This is a genomic window from Elizabethkingia bruuniana, from assembly GCF_002024805.1.
Taxonomy (GTDB): domain Bacteria; phylum Bacteroidota; class Bacteroidia; order Flavobacteriales; family Weeksellaceae; genus Elizabethkingia; species Elizabethkingia bruuniana.
Genome location: NZ_CP014337.1, coordinates 968755 through 989938 on the forward strand (window position 1 = coordinate 968755; position 21184 = coordinate 989938).

Genomic DNA, 21184 nt, shown 5'->3' on the forward strand with positions numbered 1-21184 from the left:
GCAGTACAGATTATGGGAAGGCTCCTCAGAAGAAATAAAGATAATTTTAACAATATTCTAAAGAAATATTTCGTTTTTAAAAACGAAACAAAATCCTTAGAACCTCTTAAAGATATATTTAACAGTATTGTACAGGAGGATTTTGAGGTTTTTTTAGCTTATCTGAAGAATAATCCGGAGATATGTGATAATTTCGGTTATTATATTCGGAACTTATTTGATGGAAAACCTTTCAATTTATCTCTTACTGAAGCAGATATCCTTTCGGAGAATGCCTTTTATCCGGAATTAAAGAAAAGAATACTAAACAAAATTCTGCCATCTGTAGATAATGAAAACTCTGTTTCTTATCTGGTAGATACCGTTTCTGTACATACCAAAAAAGATCTGACTTATCTGAAAAATATTTCAGATGCTGAAATGGATGAGCTTTTCCGACTGCTTAAAATCGATGATTTTATTCGCAATCCAAAAGTAAAAAATGAGCTGATGTTCTCTATGAATATTCTGGCGTGGCGTGTTATCGGAAATGCACTGGATGTAGATGTAGTGAGAATGGCGCCGGAGTACAAAAACTTCGACAATCCGTTTTTGGCGTTACAAAATGAACTGGACTTGCTTTTGGAAGAGTTTAAAAAAGATCCCGCGACAGAATTGAATTCGAAATCGGAGATCTATAAACAGATGAAAGTCTACCTGCAGCAGTGTCAGGAGTTTGTGAATCTGGCCTTTAAAAATGCTTCTAAATATGGGATTTCCAATAAGATTAATCAGTCTTTGCTGAAGATCCGCCAGCAGTTGGAGAGAGTAAGCATTATTCTTAACCTGTTGGTAATAGATAATCCGGATGATTACCTGAAAAAATCAAGACAATTATTTTTCAGTATTCTGGATTTCAAATCTCATAAAAATAATATTTCAGATCTTGTATCCGACAGTACAAGGCTTATTTCCCATCTTATTACAACCCATACTTCGGAAGTAGGGACCCATTATATTACTACAGGAAGAAAGGATTATTTTAAAATGCTTCTGAAATCTTCCGGCGGTGGTGTTATTGTAGGGGCATTGTGTGTACTGAAAATGTTGTATAGCTATAGCCATAGTAGTGATTTTGTACATGCATTTATGTACTCTTTTAACTATGCTATGGGATTTGTAATGATTTATCTGATGAATTTCACCCTTGCTACAAAACAACCGGCAATGACGGCTGCAACAATGGCACGAGTGCTTTCAGAAGGACGTAATACCAAGAAGAATTATATAGATTTTGCACACCTTGTTTCTAAATTATTCCGTTCACAGTTTATTGCTTTCGTTGGGAACGTATTGCTTTCATTCCCTGTAGCATTAATCATCATTTACGGGTTAGAGATTATTTTTAAACAAAACCTTGCGATAGACAAATCATCCAAATTATTACAGGATCTGGACCCTATACATTCTAAAGCTATTTTCCATGCTTGTATAGCAGGATTCTTCCTTTTTATATCAGGTATTATAGCCGGAAATGTGAGTAATACAGGAGTCTTCTATCAGATACCAAAGCGTATTGCAAAAAATCCGTTTATCAATTATTTCTTCGGAGAAAAATTTGCCAGAAACTTATCGGTCTATTATTCCCGTAATTGGGGTGGGATTGTATCCAACTTTTGGTTTGGTATTTTCTTAGGAGCTACAGCTCCAATAGGACTGTTTTTAGGACTCGATCTGGATATTCGACATATTACATTTGCGGCCGGAAACTTTGCATTAGGTCTTTATGGTAAAGATTTTAATGTAACCACTTATGCTTTCTGGATTTCCTTTATAACAGTCTTCTTAATAGGATTCTTCAACTTCCTGGTAAGCTTTGGATTATCTATGGTATTGGCATTCCGTTCGAGAAAAGTGAATATGGGGGAGGTAAGACTGATTATCGCAGAGATCTTCCGTTATTTCTTCAGAAACCCACTAAGATTCTTCCTGCCAATCCGTTCGAGACTGGATGAGCGTGCAATGGATCTAATGAAGAGTACGAATACTACAAAAACTGAAGGTCATTAATCTTTTCTTCACCGATTACGCCACGGAATTTTTGCAGAAAAAAAGTCTTACGCATTCTGAAATCATTTTTCAGAAGAGGTGATTTAATTTTTATATCCAGCATGCCGTCTTTCAAAGAGACACTGGTGATTTCCTGATAAAGAGATTCGTCCAGATAATCTTCAAGAAAATCTCGGATAGCAATAGCTTCCATTTTTTCTTCCAGCCCGTAGATCTTTATAAAAGATTGGACCAATTCAGAAGACATATATTCGCGTTTCTTTTTTTTCATTTCTAAATCTATTGATTTTATTCAAATTGTGGAATCTCTAATTATAATAAATTTGTTAACCACAGAGGAACATCGTTTTAAAGTGGTTTAGAGATACTTCTGATGCACTATAGAAATACACAGGTCTATGTTTAACTATGTAAAACTACCAGTAATCTGTATTCTATGTATCTATGTGGTTTTAATTTTTATCACTTTCCAAAGAATTGTGGACAACTATAACTCAAAAATTCTGCTTTCTTCATTAATACGCTGTACAATAGATTGTGTGCGGTCTTTATGGGTATCCGTAATAAAAATTTGCCCGAAGTTCTCTTTATTTACCAGTGCTATTAACTGACTTACCCTGTTGTCATCTAGTTTGTCAAAAATATCATCCAGCAAAAGAATAGGTGACTTTCCGGTGATATCTTTTATCATCTGCATCTGCGCAAGTTTCAGGCTGATAAGGAAAGTTTTCTGCTGTCCCTGTGATCCTGTTTTCTTTAATGGAAACTGGCGCATAAGAAAATTAAGATCATCCTTATGAGTACCCCTTGAGGTATAAGTCAACATTCTGTCTTTTTCCAGATTCTGGATCAGAATTGCTTCAAAATCCTGTTCTGATAGATCAGACTGGTAATTGATTTCTATGTCTTCCTTTCCATCAGAGATCAACTGGTAGAATTTCTGTACAATAGGAGAAAACTTCTCATTAAACGATTTTCTCTTCTCATAGATTATATTCCCGGACTTTATCAGATGGTGCTGATAAATATCCAGAGAATCGGCATCAAAGTAACGGTTCTTCTGAAAAGCTTTTAGTAAAGCATTTCTTTGCTGAATCGTTTTTTGGTATTGGATTATATTGAAAAGATATTCGGTATCGGTTTGAGAGATCATACCATCCAGAAATCTTCTGCGCGCTTCCCCCGAATCAGATATCAGATTGTTATCATAAGGAGAGATAATAACCGAAGGCAGAAAACCAATGTGGTCAGCAAGACGGTCATATGACTTGTCATTCTTCTTAATAATCTTCTTAGAATTCAGCGGCTGCTGAACTTTTATAATATTTTCTTTTTCATCGTCAGCTACCATTGCTTCGATGTTGAAGAACTCTTCGCCTTGCAAAATATTGTTCTGATCTGTATTGCCCAGAAAACTTTTTCCAACCGAAAGGTAATATAGTGCGTCTAATATATTAGTCTTGCCTACGCCATTGTTCCCGACAAAACAATTGATTTGTGGTGAAAAGTCAAATTGGCGAAAAGCATGATTTTTAAAATTGTTTAAGCGAATAGATTGTATCAGCATACTTGGAAAAAACTTGTGTAAAGATACAACAATCAGAATAATTTCTGAAGGAGATGAAGCAAAAACGGAAGGCCACTAACGGTTTCTACTCCAAAAGAATAATAAGCATCAGGCCTTGATGGCTGAGCGAAATAAATAAATATAAAACCAACAAATACAGACAGAGAATAGCAGAAAGCGAAATCTGGTTGTAACGAAAAAACAGCAATGAGTGAAGAAAAAAATAATAGCAGATAAGCCAAATATTTAGTATTCTGAATACCGATAATCTGCGGAAATGTAGTAACAGTATCATATTGCATATCCCGAATATCGAAAGGCAAAATAAGACCCGATACTAAGAAAAAAGTGATGAAGAAAACATCCCATTGTATCACAGGCATAATAAGCCAGGAATTGATTAGCGCCCATACGAGTGCCACATGAAAGATTTTGATAAACGGAATTTTTCGGATAAATGTATTAAGAAACTGAGTATTATATAAAAAACCTAAAATGATGATAAAAAGCCATTTAATTAATGATTCAGGATGATGCCTGTGGATGATAACTGTGACACAAAAGATAAAAGTAAGTGTATTGAAAAGCAGAACATAACCAAAAAGCCTTCGTGTCATCTGGTATTTTGTATACAGATAACCATTCAGAAAAGTAAGGAATATAAGAAGGATAAGTGCAGAACGGAACGGTATTCGCTCTGCCATAAAGAACAGTGTAAGTAAAGTTCCCATTAAAGAAACATAAATCTGACTGTCTACAATGTATTTTTTAAGTAAATTTAACACACATCAAAAATAAATATTTATGCAACGCATTGCCAAAATTTTTAGCCTGCTGTTGGTCATTTTATCGGGTGTCTCATTACATGCCCAGAATTACTATGATCAGCAATGGAAAAAGATTAACGATAATTATGCAAAAGGAATGGTAAAATCCAATTTGCCAATAGTATTGGATATTCAGAAACAAGCTATGAAAGATAACAACACCATTGAGCTAATCAATGCTTTGAAGGCAGAGTTTGTCATTGTCAACCAAACGCGAGACGATGAGAAAAATGATTCTGCAAGCCAGTTTTTTGAAAAAATCAAGAAGCACGAAAAGAATCTGAAAGGTGACGAGTTATTAGTGTATCGTGCCTTACAGGTAAAGTTTGTAGACGATTATTTAAAACGAAATCAATGGAGAATTCAGGACAGAACCAATATAGACAATCAGGACTTTGGTCAGATTGAAACGTGGTCTAAGCTGGATTTTAAGAAATACTTTACACAGAATTTCAATGATCTTGGAAAGATTAAAAATGAAATTCGTAAAATTTCCATGACCAAATACCAGAAGTTATTTGCCAATACACAGGATATTGCTTACTTCCCGTCTGTTCAGGACTGGGTAGCTTTGCAGTATGTAGACTTTTTAAAAGATAATGTATTATTTACACCAAATGAATTAAAAGCAAATAATGCTAAAATTCTGGAAGTTTACAATGATCAGATTGCATCTAATTCAGGAAACCCTAAATTGTTTTATGAATACCTTAAAGCCCAGTATGAGGTAAGCTTTGGTCAGTTATCAGAAGCGGAAGCCCGTAAAAAATATGAAGCAATTGTAAATTCTTCCACAGATGGAGATTACAAAGTCTATATTCTGAATGATATAGCAGGAAGCCTTGCTTCTGCAAACCCTAAAGAGGCAATGTCTATTTTGAAGAAAGCAAAGGAAATGTATCCTAAGAGCGAGTTTCAGAATAACATAAAAAATACAGAGAATAGTATTACAACTCCGGTAATAACGGTAAGCTATGAATCGTTCACATTACCTCAGCAGCCTATTCACTTATCTGTTAACTATAAAAATGCAGATGCCTTTGCAATGAATATTTATCAGGTAACTGATATCAATTCATTTATCAGCCATATTAAAGACAGCTATAGGAACCCCTTGTTAAAGGTTGCAAAACAACTTGTGAAAAAGGAAAGTTATCAGTTGAAAAATACAGGCGATTATAAAAACCATATTTCTTCTGTAGAATTGTCTGCATTGAAGAATGGTCTTTATATTGCCGAATATATTGTGGATGGGAAATCTCAGGGAAGCTACTGGTTCTCCGTAACAGATTCCCGTATTATCTATAATAAAATTGCGAGTAATGGGTCTAATAATGTACTGAGGCTGATCAGCAGAAATAATGGTGAGTCTAAGAAAAATACAAACCTTACTTTTTATGACTATAGCGAGTATAACAAGCCTGTAGTTAAATCTTCTGCTAAAACAGATCCGCAGGGTATTTTTGTGTTCCCGGAAAATAAAACCCAAAATTACAAACGTTATCTGATTGAAGATTCTGAGAAAAATATCAGCTTTATAGAAGCTTATGGCGGGAATTATTATGATCAGCCACGAGTTGATATTACCGAAAAGACAGCTCAGATATTTTTAGACAGAGCTATTTACAGACCCGGGCAGACTGTTTATTTCAAAGTGATTAATACCCAATACAGCAACAAAAAAGAAACTGTTGTAGTTGGAATGAAGCAAAAGATAAAGTTGGTAGATGCTAATGGTGAAGATGTTTCGGAGCAGACATTTACAACAAATGAGTTTGGAAGCTATAATGGCAATTTTATTCTGCCAAAAGGAAAATTAAACGGTCAGTTTATGCTGGAAACGGATGAAGGTTCTGTAAGCTTCAGAGTAGAAGAATACAAACGTCCGAATTTCGAAATTACCTTTGAAGATATTAAAGGTGAATATAAGTTTGGACAGACTATTCACATGAAAGGTAAAGCTGTTTCGTTCTCGGGAGTTCCGCTAAGCAATGCTACATTGAATTATGAAATTAAGAAACAGGATATACGTTACCGTTATTTCTACTGGTTCGCGCCAACTTCTAATGAAAACTCAATCCTGGGAACGGTTAAAACCAATGAAAAAGGAGAGTTCGATATTCCTGTAGACCTGAAAAAAGATGATAAGCTAAAAGGAATACAGGTAAATGAATATGTGGTAAATGCATCGGTGACAGATACCAATGGCGAAACACAGGAGAATTCGTCAACATTCCGTGTAGCCTCTGTAAGCCATTTTATAGAAGCTGAAGAAGTAAAACCAGCTTTCGCGAATGAAGATATAAAAGTAAAAGTTGCGACTAAGAATTACAACAACCAGAAGCTTGGGAAAAGTTATCAGGCAAAACTAAGTCTTCTGGAATCTCCTGAGCGTATTTTCAGAAATAATTTTGAAGATTTTGTACAGGATGTTCCGGTATTTTCTAAAGAGAATTTCATTCAGAAGTTTCCGCACGATTATTTTGATAAATCCGAATTAGCAAATAACAGAAAAGAGAAACAAACAGTACTGCAGAAAACAGCCACTGATGAAGAATTTAGTCTTGGGAAATTAGCAGCAGGAACTTACAAACTGGAATTCTACAACATCGAAGGACAGGATACTATAAAAACTGAAAAAGTCTTCGAAGTGTGGGACAGAAAGTCTTTAGGAAACGGACAGAAGCCTTTCTTCAGATTAATGAATAATCAGAAAGATTATGCAAGAGGAGAAAAGGCCAAAGTATATCTTTATTCTGCTATCCCGGAGGCTAAAGTGTATGTGTATGTACAAAACGGAAACGGAGAGACTAAAACCGAAGAAAAGTATATTAAGAATGGTGTGTTGGAGTACGAAATTGCAATTCCTGCGGACCCGGCTGTGAAGCAACTGAACCTTCAGTTTACTTTAGCGGCTTATAATGATATCCAGACACTTTCTACAAACTTGCCGGTTCGTAATGAAACAGAACCTATGAAGATAGAACTGACGACTTTCCGTGATAAGATCCAGCCGGGAAGCAAAGAAAAGTGGACGGTGAAAATTACCGGAAAGAACAAAGAAAAGGCTGTAGCTGAATTATTAGCGAATATGTATGATATGTCACTAGATCAGTTTGCTGCTAATACTTATACATTCAGAAATTTCAATTTCGAAAGATTTATACAGCAAAATTATGGAGTGGGTACAGAAAGTCTAAACTCTGTACGCTTTAATAAACGTGAAAAATATTTGAATGCTAAAACCGTATTTGCGCCTTATTTTAACTGGTTCGATCAGTATGGGGCATTAGGCGGACTTGCAACTAATGTCAGAATTAGAGGAGGATCCACATTACGGAAAGCTAATGTAGCTTATGAAGCAGCTGTTGATCAAAAAAGTGTTATGGATATGGTTCCTGCTCCGGTAGCTGCTGCTAAAGTTGCAGATTCTTCAAGTAAGAAGGAAATTGAAGAAGTTGTAGTTACTGGATATGGTAAAGCGAAGAAAAAAGAAGATCTGGACAAGGTTCCTGTTCGCAGTAATTTGAATGAAACTGTATTCTTCTATCCAAACTTAAAGACAGATAAAGATGGAAATGTAAGTTTTGAATTTACATCTCCGGAAGCGCTAACCAAGTGGAAACTGATGTTCCTGGCACATGATAAAAATGCTAATGCTGCAACACTGGAGCAGACTATTGTTACACAGAAAGATTTCTCGGTTACTCCAAATTATCCAAGATTCTTACGTGAAGGCGATGAAATCAATATGCAGGTGAAGCTGAATAATCTTGTAGAAAAAGCTTTAAGTGGTAGTGTACAGCTGCAAATTCTGAATGCTGATACCAACGAAGATATTTCTTCAAAATTCGGACTGAATAATATGATTCAGAATTTTGATATCAATGCAACTTCAAGCAAATCTGTTAACTGGACTTTCAAAGTGCCAAACGATGTTTCCGGAATTATTATAAAAACGGTTGCAAAAGCAGGGCAGTATAGTGATGGCGAACAAAAAGCAGTTCCGGTATTGCCAAACAGAATGTTGGTAACGGATGCCTTACCAATTTTTGTAAAAGAAGGACAAACCAAGACTTTTGTGCTGGATCAGTTAAAATCGAATAACTCGACAACAATTGCCAATGTTTCTAATACATTAGAGCTGACAACCAATCCAATTTGGGAGGTACTGTTTGCATTGCCAAGTCTGAAGAATGATATTAATAATTCAGCAGATGTAGTATTCAATAAATGGTTTGCAGATGTTCTGGCTTCTGAAATATTCAAGGCTAATCCGAGAATGAAGAAGATCTTTGAAGAATATCAGGAGAAAGGCTTGTTGGAAAGTAATCTGGAGAAAAATCAGGAACTGAAGCAGCTTTTATTAGAAGAAACACCTTGGGTATTCGAGGCTAAAGATGAGAAACAGCAAATGCAAATGTTAGCACGTCTGTTTGATGCTAATAATATGCGTAACTCTATTTTAGACGATTGGAGCACACTGAAACAATTGCAAAATGGTGATGGTGGGTTCTCATGGTATGCAGGTTCTCCAAGCAGCTTCTCTACATCGCTTTATATTCTTAAAAACTTAGGGAAAATAAACGAATGGCTGAAAGATAAAGGCGGCGTGAACGATTATCAGAATACACCGCAAAATGAAATGGTAAGTACATTAACGGCTTATTTGGACCGTGAGATCAACCGTTACTGGAAACCAAAAGATATGAATCCGTGGAACAATCTGGTATTGGATTATCTGGATACACGTCATTATTGGGAAGCTCAATACCCGCTAAAAAATACAGGTGCAACACTGAAATCTCAGGTTATTGCTAAAGCAAAAACAGCTAAGATTACAGACTTTACATTCTATGGGTTATCAAGAGCTGCATTATTATTCAATAACTATGGATTGAAAGATGTTTCTGAAAAACTAATGACCTATCTGAAGGAAACTTCTACAGATACTAAAACTCAAGGTGTATACTGGAAGCAGAATCTGGATGCGTGGGGCTGGTATGCTTCGAAAGCAATTAACCATGCTTTGGCAATGCAGGCATTTAATAAGCTGAAACCTAGTGATGCAATTATAGAGGATATGAAAATCTGGCTTATAACTCAGAAAGAAGTCAACCATTGGGAAACCAGCCGTGCTACTGCAGAAGTTATCTATACAATAATGAACAGCGGTAAGTCATGGACAACTCCGGAAGCAGACAAAGCAACTGTAATCTGGGGAGGTAAAGAGTTGACAAAAACTGACACTCAGGCAACAGGTTATATCAAATCTTCTGTAAAATCCCCGGAACTGGATAAGAAACTGGCTGAAGTAACAGTAACCAAACCAGGTCCTGGTATTGTTCAGGGCGGGCTGTTCTGGCAGTATTATGAAGATCTGGATAAAGTGAAATCTTCTGAAACTTATATTTCTGTGACCAAAGAACTTTACAAAAAAGTGAAAACAGAAAATGGAGAAGAACTTAAAAAGATTACAGCTGATACACCACTTCGTGTAGGAGATAAAGTGACAGTGAGAATGATTCTGAATACAGACCGTCCAATGGAGTATATTCATATCAAAGATATGAGAGCTGCAGGATTTGAACCAACAGAAGTATTATCAGGATACCAGTGGAAGAATAATTTAGGTTACTATCAGTCGACTAAAGATGCATCTACCAATTTCTATATAGAACAGATGCCAAAAGGCAAATATGTTTTCGAATATGATGTGGTAGCTAATATTGCAGGTAAGTTCTCTAACGGAATTACAACAATGCAGAATTACTACGCACCTCAGATGAATGCACATACACAGGGAACAAATGTTACTGTAGCGTCTCATTAGATAAATACCTTGGCTTAAGACCAGAACGGATTCATAAATTTGTTCTGGTCTTGCTTTAATAATTTTTGATTATTAAACCTATTTTCATCGTTTCTCATCACATGTCGTTTTATTCCTTTCTCTTTTTTATTTCTGCCGAAGTTATTTATAGAACGATTACCCCTCCATCTAACTACTCTGGTTGTTAATAATTCCCAGAATTGTACCATTATCTTGATTTATTTTAATCTAACTTTTTACGTACTTTAGAAAGAAGTAAATCAAAATTTTTATTCTCTGCCTATTTTAAAAAGTAATAATAAGTAAATGCTGTTTCGGAAAGTCCCCGGGAAACAAATGTAACTGATAACTTTTTTTTATAATATACATGATGGCGTTCGCTCATGTTTGCATTTTTCTATCATTAAAATTTAAAGCTTTTCTCACGAATTGTTATTGCTTGCTAACCAGTTAGTTGCGGGTTGTTTTTATTTGTAGATATATGATAATGAATGTTTTATATTATTTTTTTTGATAAGAGATTGTTTTATGCAATTTTTTTTAATTTAATTTGTAAATATTATATCAGTTTTTTTTATAAAAAAAATATGTAAATTAGGAATTTTAATGATAATATTTTTATAAATAAAATTATTAATTATGAAAAAAATTATTATAATTATGTTTTTTGCAATAAGCATTGTATTTGCTAAAAGCATGAATATTGAAAAATCAGCACCAATTAATTCCAAAGTTGCAACTGCTCCAAAATCTGATCTAAAAAGCAGTAGGATGGATAAATTTTTGACAGCGTTAATTGGTTATGCTTATTTGTATGAGAGTACTTGTGGACGAACTTTTGGTATAGTGCTGAGTAAGCCAATATATGACCTGACCAATAAAGAATATGATGATTTAATGGATAAGTTAGAGCAAAAGAATGCTCAAATATGTGAAGGGTATGTTCCCGAGGCTAGATTGGTATAATTTTTTGAATATGAAAAATTTATTATTATGATTTTAGCATGCCTTTTAAAAAAAAATATGAAAAGGATAGTTACAATTTTCTTATTTGTTATAACTTATAATTTTGCATTATGTCAGAAAAGTGATAATAAAGCAGAGATGAAGATTGTTTATGAGATGAAGATGGGAAATATTTCTGAAAATAAAGATATTAGCATATATTATTACGACTTGATATTTGATAAGACCACTTCAATTTATGCAGACTCCAATGCCAAAGCATATTACGATTATATTGCTAAAGAAAGAGGCAATTACAGACTATTTATGAGACCTCCGAAAGGAAAAGGTAGTGTTTATAAAGAAAATGAAAAATTAATCGTTTCTCAGCCAATAGGCAGAGATATTTATTCCTATGATGAACCTGCATTAAAATGGACTATTATAAATGAGAAGAAAAAAAAGATTAGTAACTACGATTGCATTTTAGCTAAAACAACTACTGATACCGGTATTGTTTTCTATGCATGGTTTACACCTAAGATCTCCATTCCGGAGGGGCCATTCAGGTTTAAAGGGCTTGCCGGGGTTATATTGGAGGTTTATAATGAAATTAATACAATCCATATTTCGGCAGTAGAAATAAGAAAATCAAATGCAGGGATATATCCTTTGCAGTATCCGAAAGTTTATCATATTAGCAAGAAGGATTTCCTGGATAAAAGAAAAACATTTATTGTAAATCCTAATGCAGAAGCTCCTCTTGATTTTATCATAAAAGAAACCGATTCCGGATTTGAATCAAAGAAGACAGTATATAAATCAATTAATCCAAATTATCTTCTTGATTAGTATGTTTTTGATTTGTTTAAGAGTCTGTTTGAATTTTCTTAAATAAATCCAAACAGGCTCTTAGTTTTATAGATAATTAATCTAAGTCGTAGGAATAAATGAATATGTCTGTTAAATTATACACTTCCTGTAAGCTTTGATTTTATGGGAATTGAGGGTTAAACTAACTTTAATGGAAAAAAGAGGATTAAAATTTCTCTTTTTTCCATTTTTTTTGTATTATTTTTGTGAAAAATAGAATGATGAGGAACAGATTATCACTGTATGGGATAAGCTTGTTTTTACTCCCTGTTTTGGGATGGGGACAATCGGCTCCCGACTTCAAAGAATTGCTGGAAAGTGCTATTGTACGCGATGCAGATTTAATGATGCAGAAGACCAAAAATAAGGTCACAGAACTCGATCAGCACAAACTTAAAGATATCTTTCTGCCTACACTGGAAATTAGTGGACAGGCAGGTTATCTTAATGCGACAACCCGTCTAAGTTCTCCGGAAATAAATCTGGAACCTTTTCTTACTATTCCAAGCGGTGCGTATAGCAACAATCTTAATATTTCCGGGTTTTCAGGAATCGCGAAAGCAGATGCAAAAATGCTGCTGTATTCCGGCGGAAAAGTAAAATATCTGAATAAGGCACTGGAAGAAAAGAAAAAGTCGGAAGATATCCTATTGGAAAAAACACGTGATGAGGTTATTACAACCATTTCCCGTGCCTATGACCAATTGGCACTAATTCACCAGTCCAAAATTGTTCTGGATGAAAGCAAGAGACGGCTGGATGCCAACAGAAAAACAGCAGATAAGGCTTTAGGTTATGGTCTTATTACACCATACGATCATAAAAAAATCGAACTGGCCCAGGCAACTTTGGATGCAAAGGTTGTAGAATATGAAGGGAAGAAAGAACTTCTGCTGACTCAGCTGGAAGTATTGACCGGAGTAGAAAAAGAAAGATTACGTTTGATAAATCCTGTATTGGTTCCGGTGGAAAGTCTTCCGTTGCAAAAAAGCATCGAAGAAAGAGCCGAAATTCGCGCACTCGATCATGGAATTAATGCTGCAGATTATAAAATACAGGCAGAAAGAACATGGTGGATTCCAAAAGTTCAGTTAATGGCTTCTTTATACTATATTGGTCTTTATAGTAACAGGATCAAAACTTCAGATAATATTATTCCGGCAATTCCGGAGCTGAATTATCCCGGTAGAAAACTTGACTGGAGACCCAATAACCTGGCTGTATTTCCATTGCTTACTGCGGGAGTGGGATTCAAATGGGAGATATTTGATGGTAAGGAAGGTAAACATGCTGAAGAACTGGCAAAAGTAAATAAAGAAATGCTGCAGACTCAGAAATATGATGCTACGAGAAAGCTGACACTGAATTTGGCGAATAATCAGTCTAATTACGATATTGCCTATGCGCAAATTGCATTGAAAAAGAAACAAAAAGAACTGGCACAAAATGCATTGGTTCAGGCTGAGAAAGAATTCCGCTACGGAATGGCAAAATCTACACAGCTGATAGAAGCAGAAAACGATCTGGAAGCTGCAGAGCTAGACTACCAAAACGCTATATTCAACCAGAGAAGAGCGGCTATCGAGCTGATGAAATCTACTCAGGAATTAGATGTAACCAAGCTTTATCAAGGTTTATAAAAAGAACATTATGAAAAAAAATATCTATATACCTCTTTTCAGTTTATTTATTCTGGGCAGTTGCGGAAGCGATAAAAGCAGCATGTCCGAATTTGAAGGGAAAACCAAAAAGGATGTTATTTCTTTTGCCCCTAAAGTTACCGGAAGAATTGTGAAAATATTAGTAAGTGAAGGTCAAACCGTAAAAAAAGGAGATACACTGGCTTTATTGGATATTCCGGAAGTTACTGCTAAAATAGCGCAGGCAAAAGGAGCTGTAAGTGCAGCTCAGGCGCAAGAGCAAATGGCAAAAAATGGTGCAACTGCAGATCAGATGAAACAGCTTCAGGCTAAATATAAAGGATTGAAAGAGCAGTATGACTTCGCACAGAAGTCTTTCAGGAGAGCATCCAATATGTATAGAGACAGTCTGATGTCTCCACAAGCCTATGATGAGGTTTACGCTAAATTGCAGGGCGCAAAAGCACAATTCGATGCAGTAAACGCAGAACTCGATGATGTGAAAAGAGGAACGCGCTATGAGAAAATAGAAATGGCAGCCGGACAGGCTTCTCAGGCTCAGGGAGCTTTACAGGAAGCTAATGTAGCATATTCCGAACGTTATGTTATTGCAACAAACGATATGGAGATAGAAACCATCAGCCTTAATCCGGGAGAATTGGCAACAGCAGGTTTTGCATTGTTCAACGGTTATATACCTTCGAGTACTTACTTCCGTTTTACAATTCCGGAAAGTAAGATTGCTAAATATAAGAAAGGTGAGGAGGTAAAAATGCAGGTAGTCTACAACAAAGAAGAGCTGGAAGGAACAATTGTTTACATCAAGCAGCTTACCCGTTACGCTGATATTACAACCGCTTATCCCGACTATCAGCTTCAGGATGCTATTTATGAAATCAAAGTAAAACCAAAGGATATGAAGAAAGCTCAGAATATCCTGGTGAATGCAAATATTATTCTGAAATAATAAGGTCTATGAAAGAATTTCTGCGTCTTTTAAAGCGAGAATTTAAGCTTTTTGTAGCCAATGATACCCTGAGATCAGTATTCTTTCTGGCTCCGATTCTGTATGCTGTTTTACTAGGTTTTGTTTACCAAAGCGGAAAAGTAGAGAATATTCCGGTATTGGTTGTAGACAGGGACAACACTCCCTTGTCTAATCAGCTGACTGATATGCTGGATGATAACAGCAGTATAAAAGTTATTAAATATATACAGGAGCCACAAAGCATAAAGGATGAAGTTATAAAAAATGAAGCTGCTGCAGTGGTTATGATTCCGGCAAAATTTGAGGCAGACATGCTGCAGAAAAAATATCCGGAGCTTAATGTTTATGTGAATACAGGAAATGTTTTAACAGCTAATTTTGCTTCTAAAGCGCTACAGCTTACAATTGGTACTTTTTCTGCGGGAGCTTCTATAAAAGGTCTTCAGAAAATGGGAATGCCGGCCGTAAAAGCTGCAACTCAATATGAGCCTTTTAAGACTAATTATATTACCCTGTTTAATACAACCAGTAACTACCTTATCTTTATGTGGCCTGCGATGCTTGCAGTAGTACTGCAGCAGGTAATCCTTTTGGCAATGGCAGTAAGTTTTGCTGCGGAATTCCAGAGAGGGTCGTTTATTAAAGAATATTACGGAATGCGCAGATGGGCTTTCCCTACCATGTTGATAAAAGTAATCCCAATATGGTTTTTCTCGATTCTTATTGTAGGAATCTATTACCTTATGCATATGATTTTTAAGGTTCCAATGCCGGAAGGTATTTTTAACTTTATATTGCTCACGGCAGTTTTTGTTGGATCTGCATCATTTCTGGGCGTATTTATTAGTATTTTGATTCCGGATGCACTGAAGGCTACTCAAATTTTAATGGTACTGGCGTCGCCGTCCTTTATTATCAGTGGTTTTACATGGCCGCTTAGTGCAATGCCAGCGGCAGTACAATTTTTAGCCAATATTATTCCACTGACACCATTTTTACAGGCATTCAAAATACTTCTGATTCAGAAAGGCTCTGTTGAACTTACCTATCCGTATTTACAACACCTGATTATTCTTCTGGTTGTATACGGAGTTTTAGGCTGGATCGCTTTGAAAATAAAGTTATGGAAGATGTTCCGCTATCTTAAGCCTGAAGAAGTAAAGTCTGAGGACGAATTAATCGATTTAAAATAAATTAACTTATTCTTTAAGTGAATAAAATTAAAAGGTGAACTTGCTCACCTTTTTTCATGAAATACCTCATGAAAATTCATAAACTTTCATAAATAGGCTAAGAATAACTGAAATATTGTTTAGCTTTATTGGAAAATATGGGTTATGTCAGTTATCGTTACCGAAACATATAACGTACCTGTAGAACAAGTATGGAAGGCCATTACCGATAAAGATGAAATGAAAATCTGGTATTTTGATATTCCCAACTTTGTTCTTAAAGAGGGAGCTGTGTTCGATTTTTTTGAACCCGGGGATGAAAAAAAATACCTTCATCGCTGTCAGGTACTTGGTTTTGAACCTAACAGGTTTTTAAAGCATACCTGGACACACCCGGATCATAGCAGAGGCTCATCGGAATTGTTATGGGAACTTGAAAAAACAGATAACGGAACAAAGCTAACCTTAACACATACAGGATTAGATAGTTTCTCCGATGCCGGAGCCGACTTTGCAAAAGAAAATTATAAAGCAGGTTGGAATGAAATTCTGGGTAAATCACTTAAAAATTTTTTAGAAAATAATGGAGATAAAGTTTAATACACTTACCCCTAATTTATGGACAACAGAATTAGATGAAACGATTGAATTCTATACAACAAATTTAGGGTTTCAGTGCCTGAAAAAAGATGAAGAATGGCAGTGGACATTGCTGAAAAAAGATGATGTTGAGATTATGTTTTCTAAACCTAATGAGCAGATTCCTTTCAAAAGCTCAATGTTTTCCGGATCATTTTATTTTAACATTCAGGATGTTAATAATCTTTGGGAACAGCTGAAAGATAAAACAGAGATATGTTATAATATTGAAGATTTTCCGTGGCAAATGCGGGAATTTGCTATTTATGATAACAATGGCTATATCCTGCAGTTTGGTCAGGATGTAGAAACTTTGAAATAATTATTATTGGAGTAAATTTATATTGATTTAATCGTTTTTTAGACAAATAATATGGCTGTACAATCACAAAAGGTAACAGATAATCCTAATGCCAATACCTATTTCATGGTATGGAATTTAAAAAACACAGATAATATTAAAGAAGCTTTTCAGAGAGTATGTGCTTTGGTTTCGAATCTTAATAATTCGGCAGCAGTACGATTTCCAAATGTAAGGGTTAGCTGCGTTATGGGAATCGGTTATAATGCATGGAAAAAGCTGAAACTTCAGGAGCCACTGCCTAAAGAGCTTGATATCTTTAAAGAAGTAAAAGGGGAGAAGCATATAGCTGTTTCTACTCCGGGTGATTTGCATTTTCATATCAGGGCAGATCAGTTCAGTATTTGTTTTGATATGGCCACAGCAATTTCCGATGTATTATCTCCTGTTGCCAGCTGTATAGAGGAAATACATGGTTTCAGATATTGGGATGGAAGAGCCATATTGGGATTTGTAGACGGAACAGAGAACCCACAGGGATCCGACCGAGATTTCTTTGCAAAGGTGGGAACAGAAGATGAGGTATATGAAGGCGGAAGCTATCTGTTTGTACAGAAATATACTCATGATATGAAAGCATGGAACTCATTGCCTGTACCAGAGCAGGAAAAAGTAATTGGTCGCTACAAAGCAAGTGATATAGAAATGACAGATGATGTGAAGCCAACAAATTCGCACAGTGCTCTGGCTAACGTAGGAGATGATTTCAAAGTGGTTCGGGATAATATGCCTTTCCGGACAAGTTCCGAAACCGGAACTTATTTTATCGCTTATGCCAGTACGTTCAGTACCGTACAAAAAATGCTTGAAAGTATGTTCGTTGGTGATCCTGCAGGTAATTATGACAGAATACTAGACTTCAGTACTGCAAAAACCGGATGTTTGTTTTTTGTACCAACAATGGATATGCTTGGTGATTTTTCGGGATAAAATTTTGTACTTTTGACTCAATTATAAAAGGGGATGAATACCCCTGAAAATAAAAATAGGTAAATGAAAAAAAATATAGTTATAGGGCTTATGGCTCTTACACTTTTAGCTTCTTGTAACAAGGAGAAAACAGTTATAAAAAGTATTCAGGAATATAATGCTACAATGCAGGATAAAGGCTATCATTTCGGAGATAAGATAGCTTTACCTTCCGATGTAACAGGAAATGCAGAAAGCATCAGTATAAGCTTCGGAGATAAAGAAAGTAATACACTGACTATTGACCCTAAATTTTTCACACTGGGAGAGAATGATGTAACATTCAATATCAAGATGAAAGATGGTAAAGTGGTCAACCAGGATGCAACAATTAATGTATTTGCATCTAAACCAGAGCAAAATCTTACTTATGAGCAGGTTGCTGAATATCCGCATGATCCGAAAAATTTTGTACAGGGATTTCAGCTAGACGGAAATACAGTCTATGAATCGGATGGACAATTCGATCAGTCCAGACTAATTAAATATACATTAGGACAGACCCAGCCTATTGCTGAAGCAAAACCTAGTCCTGCTCCCGGAACTCAGTTAGTTGAAAAAATATTCTCTGAAGGAAGTACAATAGCCGGAGATAAAGTGTTTCAACTGGACTGGAAAAATAAAATTGGTTTCATTTATAATAAAGCTAATTTGCAGCAGATAGGACAGTTTCAGTATCCTACTGAAATGACAGAGGGCTGGGGATTGACTTATGACGGCAAAAACCTGATTGCTTCAGATGGTTCTTCTAATATCTATTTCCTGGATGTTAATGATCCTTCCAAAGTGGTAAGAAAAATCGGAGTAGCCGGATCAGAAATGGCATATGGTCAGATTAATGAACTGGAGTATTATAAAGGATTTATTTATGCCAACGTATGGCAACAGCCTGTGGTACTAAAAATTGATCCTGCAACTGGGGAAGTGGTAGGGAGATATGATTTCTCTGACTATGTGAAATTACATACCAAAGGATCCGATGATGTCCTGAATGGTATAGCCTTTAAAGGTGATAATATGCTGGTAACCGGTAAGAACTGGCCGAAGATATACGAAGTAAAATTAAAGTAAGCTTTCGCTTACTTTAATTTTTTCTGCTCATAGCAAAATGGCTTTAGGGCTTTAGTCTAAAGCTGATTTAATAATTTTTCAATGTTAACACGCTTCATATAATCAGGGTTCACAAATTTATAGGTTATAGTAGCATGAGAATCGAGAACGTACACAGCGGGGATTGGCAAAGAGTATTGTTCTGTCTGATTAATTTGAAGTAAGTCTATTCCCATGGCTTTATAATGAGGGATAACAAACTCTTGTAACTCAATATCGATTCCCAATTTTTTAGCCAGTAAATTATCCTTATCAGACAAAATTTGGAAACCTGTATTTTGCTGTTGCTGCCATTCAGCATTAATACTTGCAGGTTGTGGGGTAATAATAACCAGATTTGCATCCTTTGCTTTAAACTGGTGAAGTTCATTTTGTAGTGCTTGTATTTCCAAGTTGCAGTAAGGGCACCAACTTCCTCTGAGGAAGGCGATCACAAGTTTATTTTTTAACAATTCCTGTAAAGAATGCATTTGTCCGTCAAAATTGGAAAGTTGGAAATCCGGGAATTTATCTCCAATTTTAAGACTTTTACTTCCGGTTTGTTTCTCTTCCAAATCCTGGACAGATCTTTGAAAAGCCTGTAATGTTTCTGCGGGAATTTGAGATGCTAATGTTTCGTTGAATTGGGCAATGTTCTTTGCTAAAATATCCATATGATTTTATTTAATTTTGCAAATATTTATAACTATCCGGAGATAGACAATAACGCATAAATTTGTCCCTATGGGATAAAAAAGTCAATTTTATGAATACAAAGGAAAGAGCGATAGAAGAAAAAATATGTCCACTTGAATTTGCCGTAAATGCAATAAGCGGAAAATGGAAAATTCCTATCGTTTGGCAGATTAATGAAGGTAAAAAACGTCCTAGTGAATTTATCAAAGGAATTGGTAAAGTAGACAGGCGTGTTCTTAATCAGCAGCTTAAAGAAATGGAGTCAGCAGGTCTTTTAACAAAAGTTTCCTATCCTGAGTTGCCACCACGTGTAGAATATTCCCTTACACCTCTTGGTGAAGATTTAGTAAAAGTATTGTGGCAGCTTAATGCTTGGGGAGAAGTATTGCTGGAAAAAAGTAATAAGTCGTAAGTATATATCTTACACAATGGAATTCCGGACGTTAGTCATTGTTTTCAAAATGAGCTTGCAATCGAGCCAAACAAGCTTTATCTTTACACCTCGAAAAAAATAAGATATGCACATTGCGGTAACAGGAAATATAGGGGCTGGAAAAACCACGCTCACAACGATGTTGGCTAAACATTACGGATGGGAAGCGCAGTTTGAAGACGTAGATCATAATCCGTATCTGGACGATTTCTACCACGACATGGCTAAATGGGCGTTTAACCTTCAGATTTACTTCTTAGGAAGTCGCTTTAAACAAATTAAAGAAATCCGTGAGAGTGGTAAGAATGTTATTCAGGACAGAACGATCTATGAAGACGCTCATATATTTGCTGAAAACCTTAATGATATGGGGCTTTTAACTGAAAGAGATTTCAATAACTATAAGTCAGTATTCAATCTGATGAAAACCTTCGTGTCGGCACCGGATCTATTGATTTATCTAAGAGCGGATATCTCTAAACTTGTTGCACAGATTGCAAAAAGAGGAAGAGACTATGAAGCAGGAATCAGCATTGATTATCTTTCGAAGCTGAATGATAAGTATGAGAAATGGATCAAAGGTTATGATGAAGGGAAATTGCTTATTATAGACGTTAATGATATTGACTTTGTTGAGAAACCAGAAGACTTTGGTTTTATCTTAGATAGTATTGACAGTAATCTTAATGGTCTTTTCTAAAATTTAACCAGACAATGGGAATACAAATCTTACATAACAAAAGATGTTCAAAATCCAGAGAAGCATTACAGTATCTGGAAAATCAGAATATAGATTTTGAGCTTATTAATATTATTCAGAATCCACTGAATAAGCAAGAGGTAGTATCAGTACTCCAAAAGCTTGGGATGAAAGCAGAAGATTTGGTGAGAAAAAGCGATGCGCTATTTAAAGAAAAATATGCAGGACAGGAATTAGATGAAGATGATTGGATTAATGTTTTGGTGGATAATCCAACTCTAATCCAAAGACCTGTTGTTATAAAAGATAACAAAGCTGTTATCGGAAGACCATTGGAAAATATAGTAGACTTCCTAAAATAATCTAGGCTGTTTATATGGAAAAGCAAAAGGACTGAAGAGAT

General features: G+C 35.6%; 19 protein-coding genes. 14 read left to right on the top strand and 5 right to left on the bottom strand.

Annotated elements, in window-relative coordinates; translation table 11 throughout:
- Positions 1-12: 12 nt before the first annotated feature.
- Positions 13-2049: a recombinase gene (locus tag AYC65_RS04635; protein WP_034871177.1), complete on the top strand. Its 2037-nt coding sequence runs from the start codon at positions 13-15 to the stop codon at positions 2047-2049.
- Here the strand turns inward: AYC65_RS04635 and AYC65_RS04640 are convergent.
- The 3 genes from AYC65_RS04640 to AYC65_RS04650 form a co-directional block, all read right to left on the bottom strand.
- Complete coding sequence (locus AYC65_RS04640) at positions 2027-2320, bottom strand: hypothetical protein (RefSeq protein ID WP_034871178.1); 294 nt, start codon at positions 2318-2320, stop codon at positions 2027-2029. The two genes, AYC65_RS04635 and AYC65_RS04640, sit on opposite strands and share 23 nt — an antisense overlap.
- A gap of 216 nt (positions 2321-2536) precedes the next feature.
- On the bottom strand, positions 2537-3616 hold the full coding sequence (gene recF, locus AYC65_RS04645; RefSeq protein WP_034871179.1) for a DNA replication/repair protein RecF: 1080 nt from the start codon (positions 3614-3616) through the stop codon (positions 2537-2539).
- 32 nt (positions 3617-3648) lie between these two features.
- Complete coding sequence (locus AYC65_RS04650) at positions 3649-4401, bottom strand: UbiA prenyltransferase family protein (protein ID WP_034871180.1); 753 nt, start codon at positions 4399-4401, stop codon at positions 3649-3651.
- Positions 4402-4420: 19 nt separating this feature from the next.
- On the opposite strand from AYC65_RS04650, the gene AYC65_RS04655 reads away from it, so the two are divergent.
- Positions 4421-10276, top strand: coding sequence for an alpha-2-macroglobulin family protein (locus AYC65_RS04655; protein WP_034871181.1), 5856 nt, complete (start codon positions 4421-4423; stop codon positions 10274-10276).
- A gap of 14 nt (positions 10277-10290) precedes the next feature.
- Here AYC65_RS04655 and AYC65_RS20715 read toward each other — a convergent pair whose 3' ends face one another.
- The gene (locus AYC65_RS20715) at positions 10291-10485 is read right to left on the bottom strand and encodes a hypothetical protein (protein WP_078674661.1); all 195 of its coding nucleotides are present in this window, start codon (positions 10483-10485) and stop codon (positions 10291-10293) included.
- A 430-nt stretch (positions 10486-10915) separates the two neighbouring features.
- Here AYC65_RS20715 and AYC65_RS04660 point away from each other — a divergent pair, with 430 nt between their 5' ends.
- The 9 genes from AYC65_RS04660 (at position 10916) to AYC65_RS04700 (ending at position 18934) form a co-directional block, all read left to right on the top strand.
- Entirely contained in the window at positions 10916-11242 is a 327-nt protein-coding gene (locus AYC65_RS04660) for a hypothetical protein (RefSeq protein ID WP_131828186.1), read from the top strand.
- A 27-nt stretch (positions 11243-11269) separates the two neighbouring features.
- Positions 11270-12073 (top strand): GLPGLI family protein, encoded by an 804-nt coding sequence (locus AYC65_RS04665; protein WP_078674662.1) that lies wholly within the window; start codon positions 11270-11272, stop codon positions 12071-12073.
- Between the two features lie 242 nt (positions 12074-12315).
- Positions 12316-13734 (top strand): TolC family protein, encoded by a 1419-nt coding sequence (locus AYC65_RS04670; protein ID WP_034871184.1) that lies wholly within the window; start codon positions 12316-12318, stop codon positions 13732-13734.
- Positions 13735-13744: 10 nt separating this feature from the next.
- A complete protein-coding gene (locus tag AYC65_RS04675) occupies positions 13745-14701 on the top strand; it encodes an HlyD family secretion protein (RefSeq protein WP_034871185.1) in 957 nt (318 codons plus the stop codon).
- A gap of 8 nt (positions 14702-14709) precedes the next feature.
- Positions 14710-15915, top strand: a complete 1206-nt coding sequence (locus tag AYC65_RS04680) for an ABC transporter permease (RefSeq protein ID WP_034871186.1) — start codon at positions 14710-14712, stop codon at positions 15913-15915.
- Between the two features lie 144 nt (positions 15916-16059).
- Positions 16060-16494 (top strand): SRPBCC family protein, encoded by a 435-nt coding sequence (locus AYC65_RS04685; protein WP_034871187.1) that lies wholly within the window; start codon positions 16060-16062, stop codon positions 16492-16494.
- On the top strand, positions 16478-16855 hold the full coding sequence (locus AYC65_RS04690) for a VOC family protein (protein WP_034871188.1): 378 nt from the start codon (positions 16478-16480) through the stop codon (positions 16853-16855). The genes AYC65_RS04685 and AYC65_RS04690 overlap by 17 nt, the downstream gene beginning before the upstream one ends.
- A 51-nt stretch (positions 16856-16906) precedes the next feature.
- Positions 16907-17824 (top strand): Dyp-type peroxidase, encoded by a 918-nt coding sequence (locus AYC65_RS04695; protein WP_034871189.1) that lies wholly within the window; start codon positions 16907-16909, stop codon positions 17822-17824.
- A gap of 63 nt (positions 17825-17887) precedes the next feature.
- The gene (locus AYC65_RS04700; RefSeq protein ID WP_034871190.1) at positions 17888-18934 is read left to right on the top strand and encodes a glutaminyl-peptide cyclotransferase; all 1047 of its coding nucleotides are present in this window, start codon (positions 17888-17890) and stop codon (positions 18932-18934) included.
- Between the two features lie 56 nt (positions 18935-18990).
- Here AYC65_RS04700 and AYC65_RS04705 read toward each other — a convergent pair whose 3' ends face one another.
- Entirely contained in the window at positions 18991-19626 is a 636-nt protein-coding gene (locus AYC65_RS04705; protein WP_034871191.1) for a peroxiredoxin family protein, read from the bottom strand.
- A gap of 92 nt (positions 19627-19718) precedes the next feature.
- Between AYC65_RS04705 and AYC65_RS04710 the strand changes: the two genes are divergently transcribed.
- The 3 genes from AYC65_RS04710 to arsC all read left to right on the top strand — a co-directional run bounded on the left by AYC65_RS04710 (position 19719) and on the right by arsC (position 21143).
- Positions 19719-20060 (top strand): winged helix-turn-helix transcriptional regulator, encoded by a 342-nt coding sequence (locus AYC65_RS04710; RefSeq protein ID WP_034846577.1) that lies wholly within the window; start codon positions 19719-19721, stop codon positions 20058-20060.
- A gap of 106 nt (positions 20061-20166) precedes the next feature.
- Positions 20167-20781, top strand: coding sequence for a deoxynucleoside kinase (locus tag AYC65_RS04715; protein WP_009090550.1), 615 nt, complete (start codon positions 20167-20169; stop codon positions 20779-20781).
- Positions 20782-20795: 14 nt separating this feature from the next.
- Positions 20796-21143, top strand: coding sequence for an arsenate reductase (glutaredoxin) (gene arsC / locus AYC65_RS04720; protein ID WP_034871192.1), 348 nt, complete (start codon positions 20796-20798; stop codon positions 21141-21143).
- Positions 21144-21184: the final 41 nt, after the last annotated feature.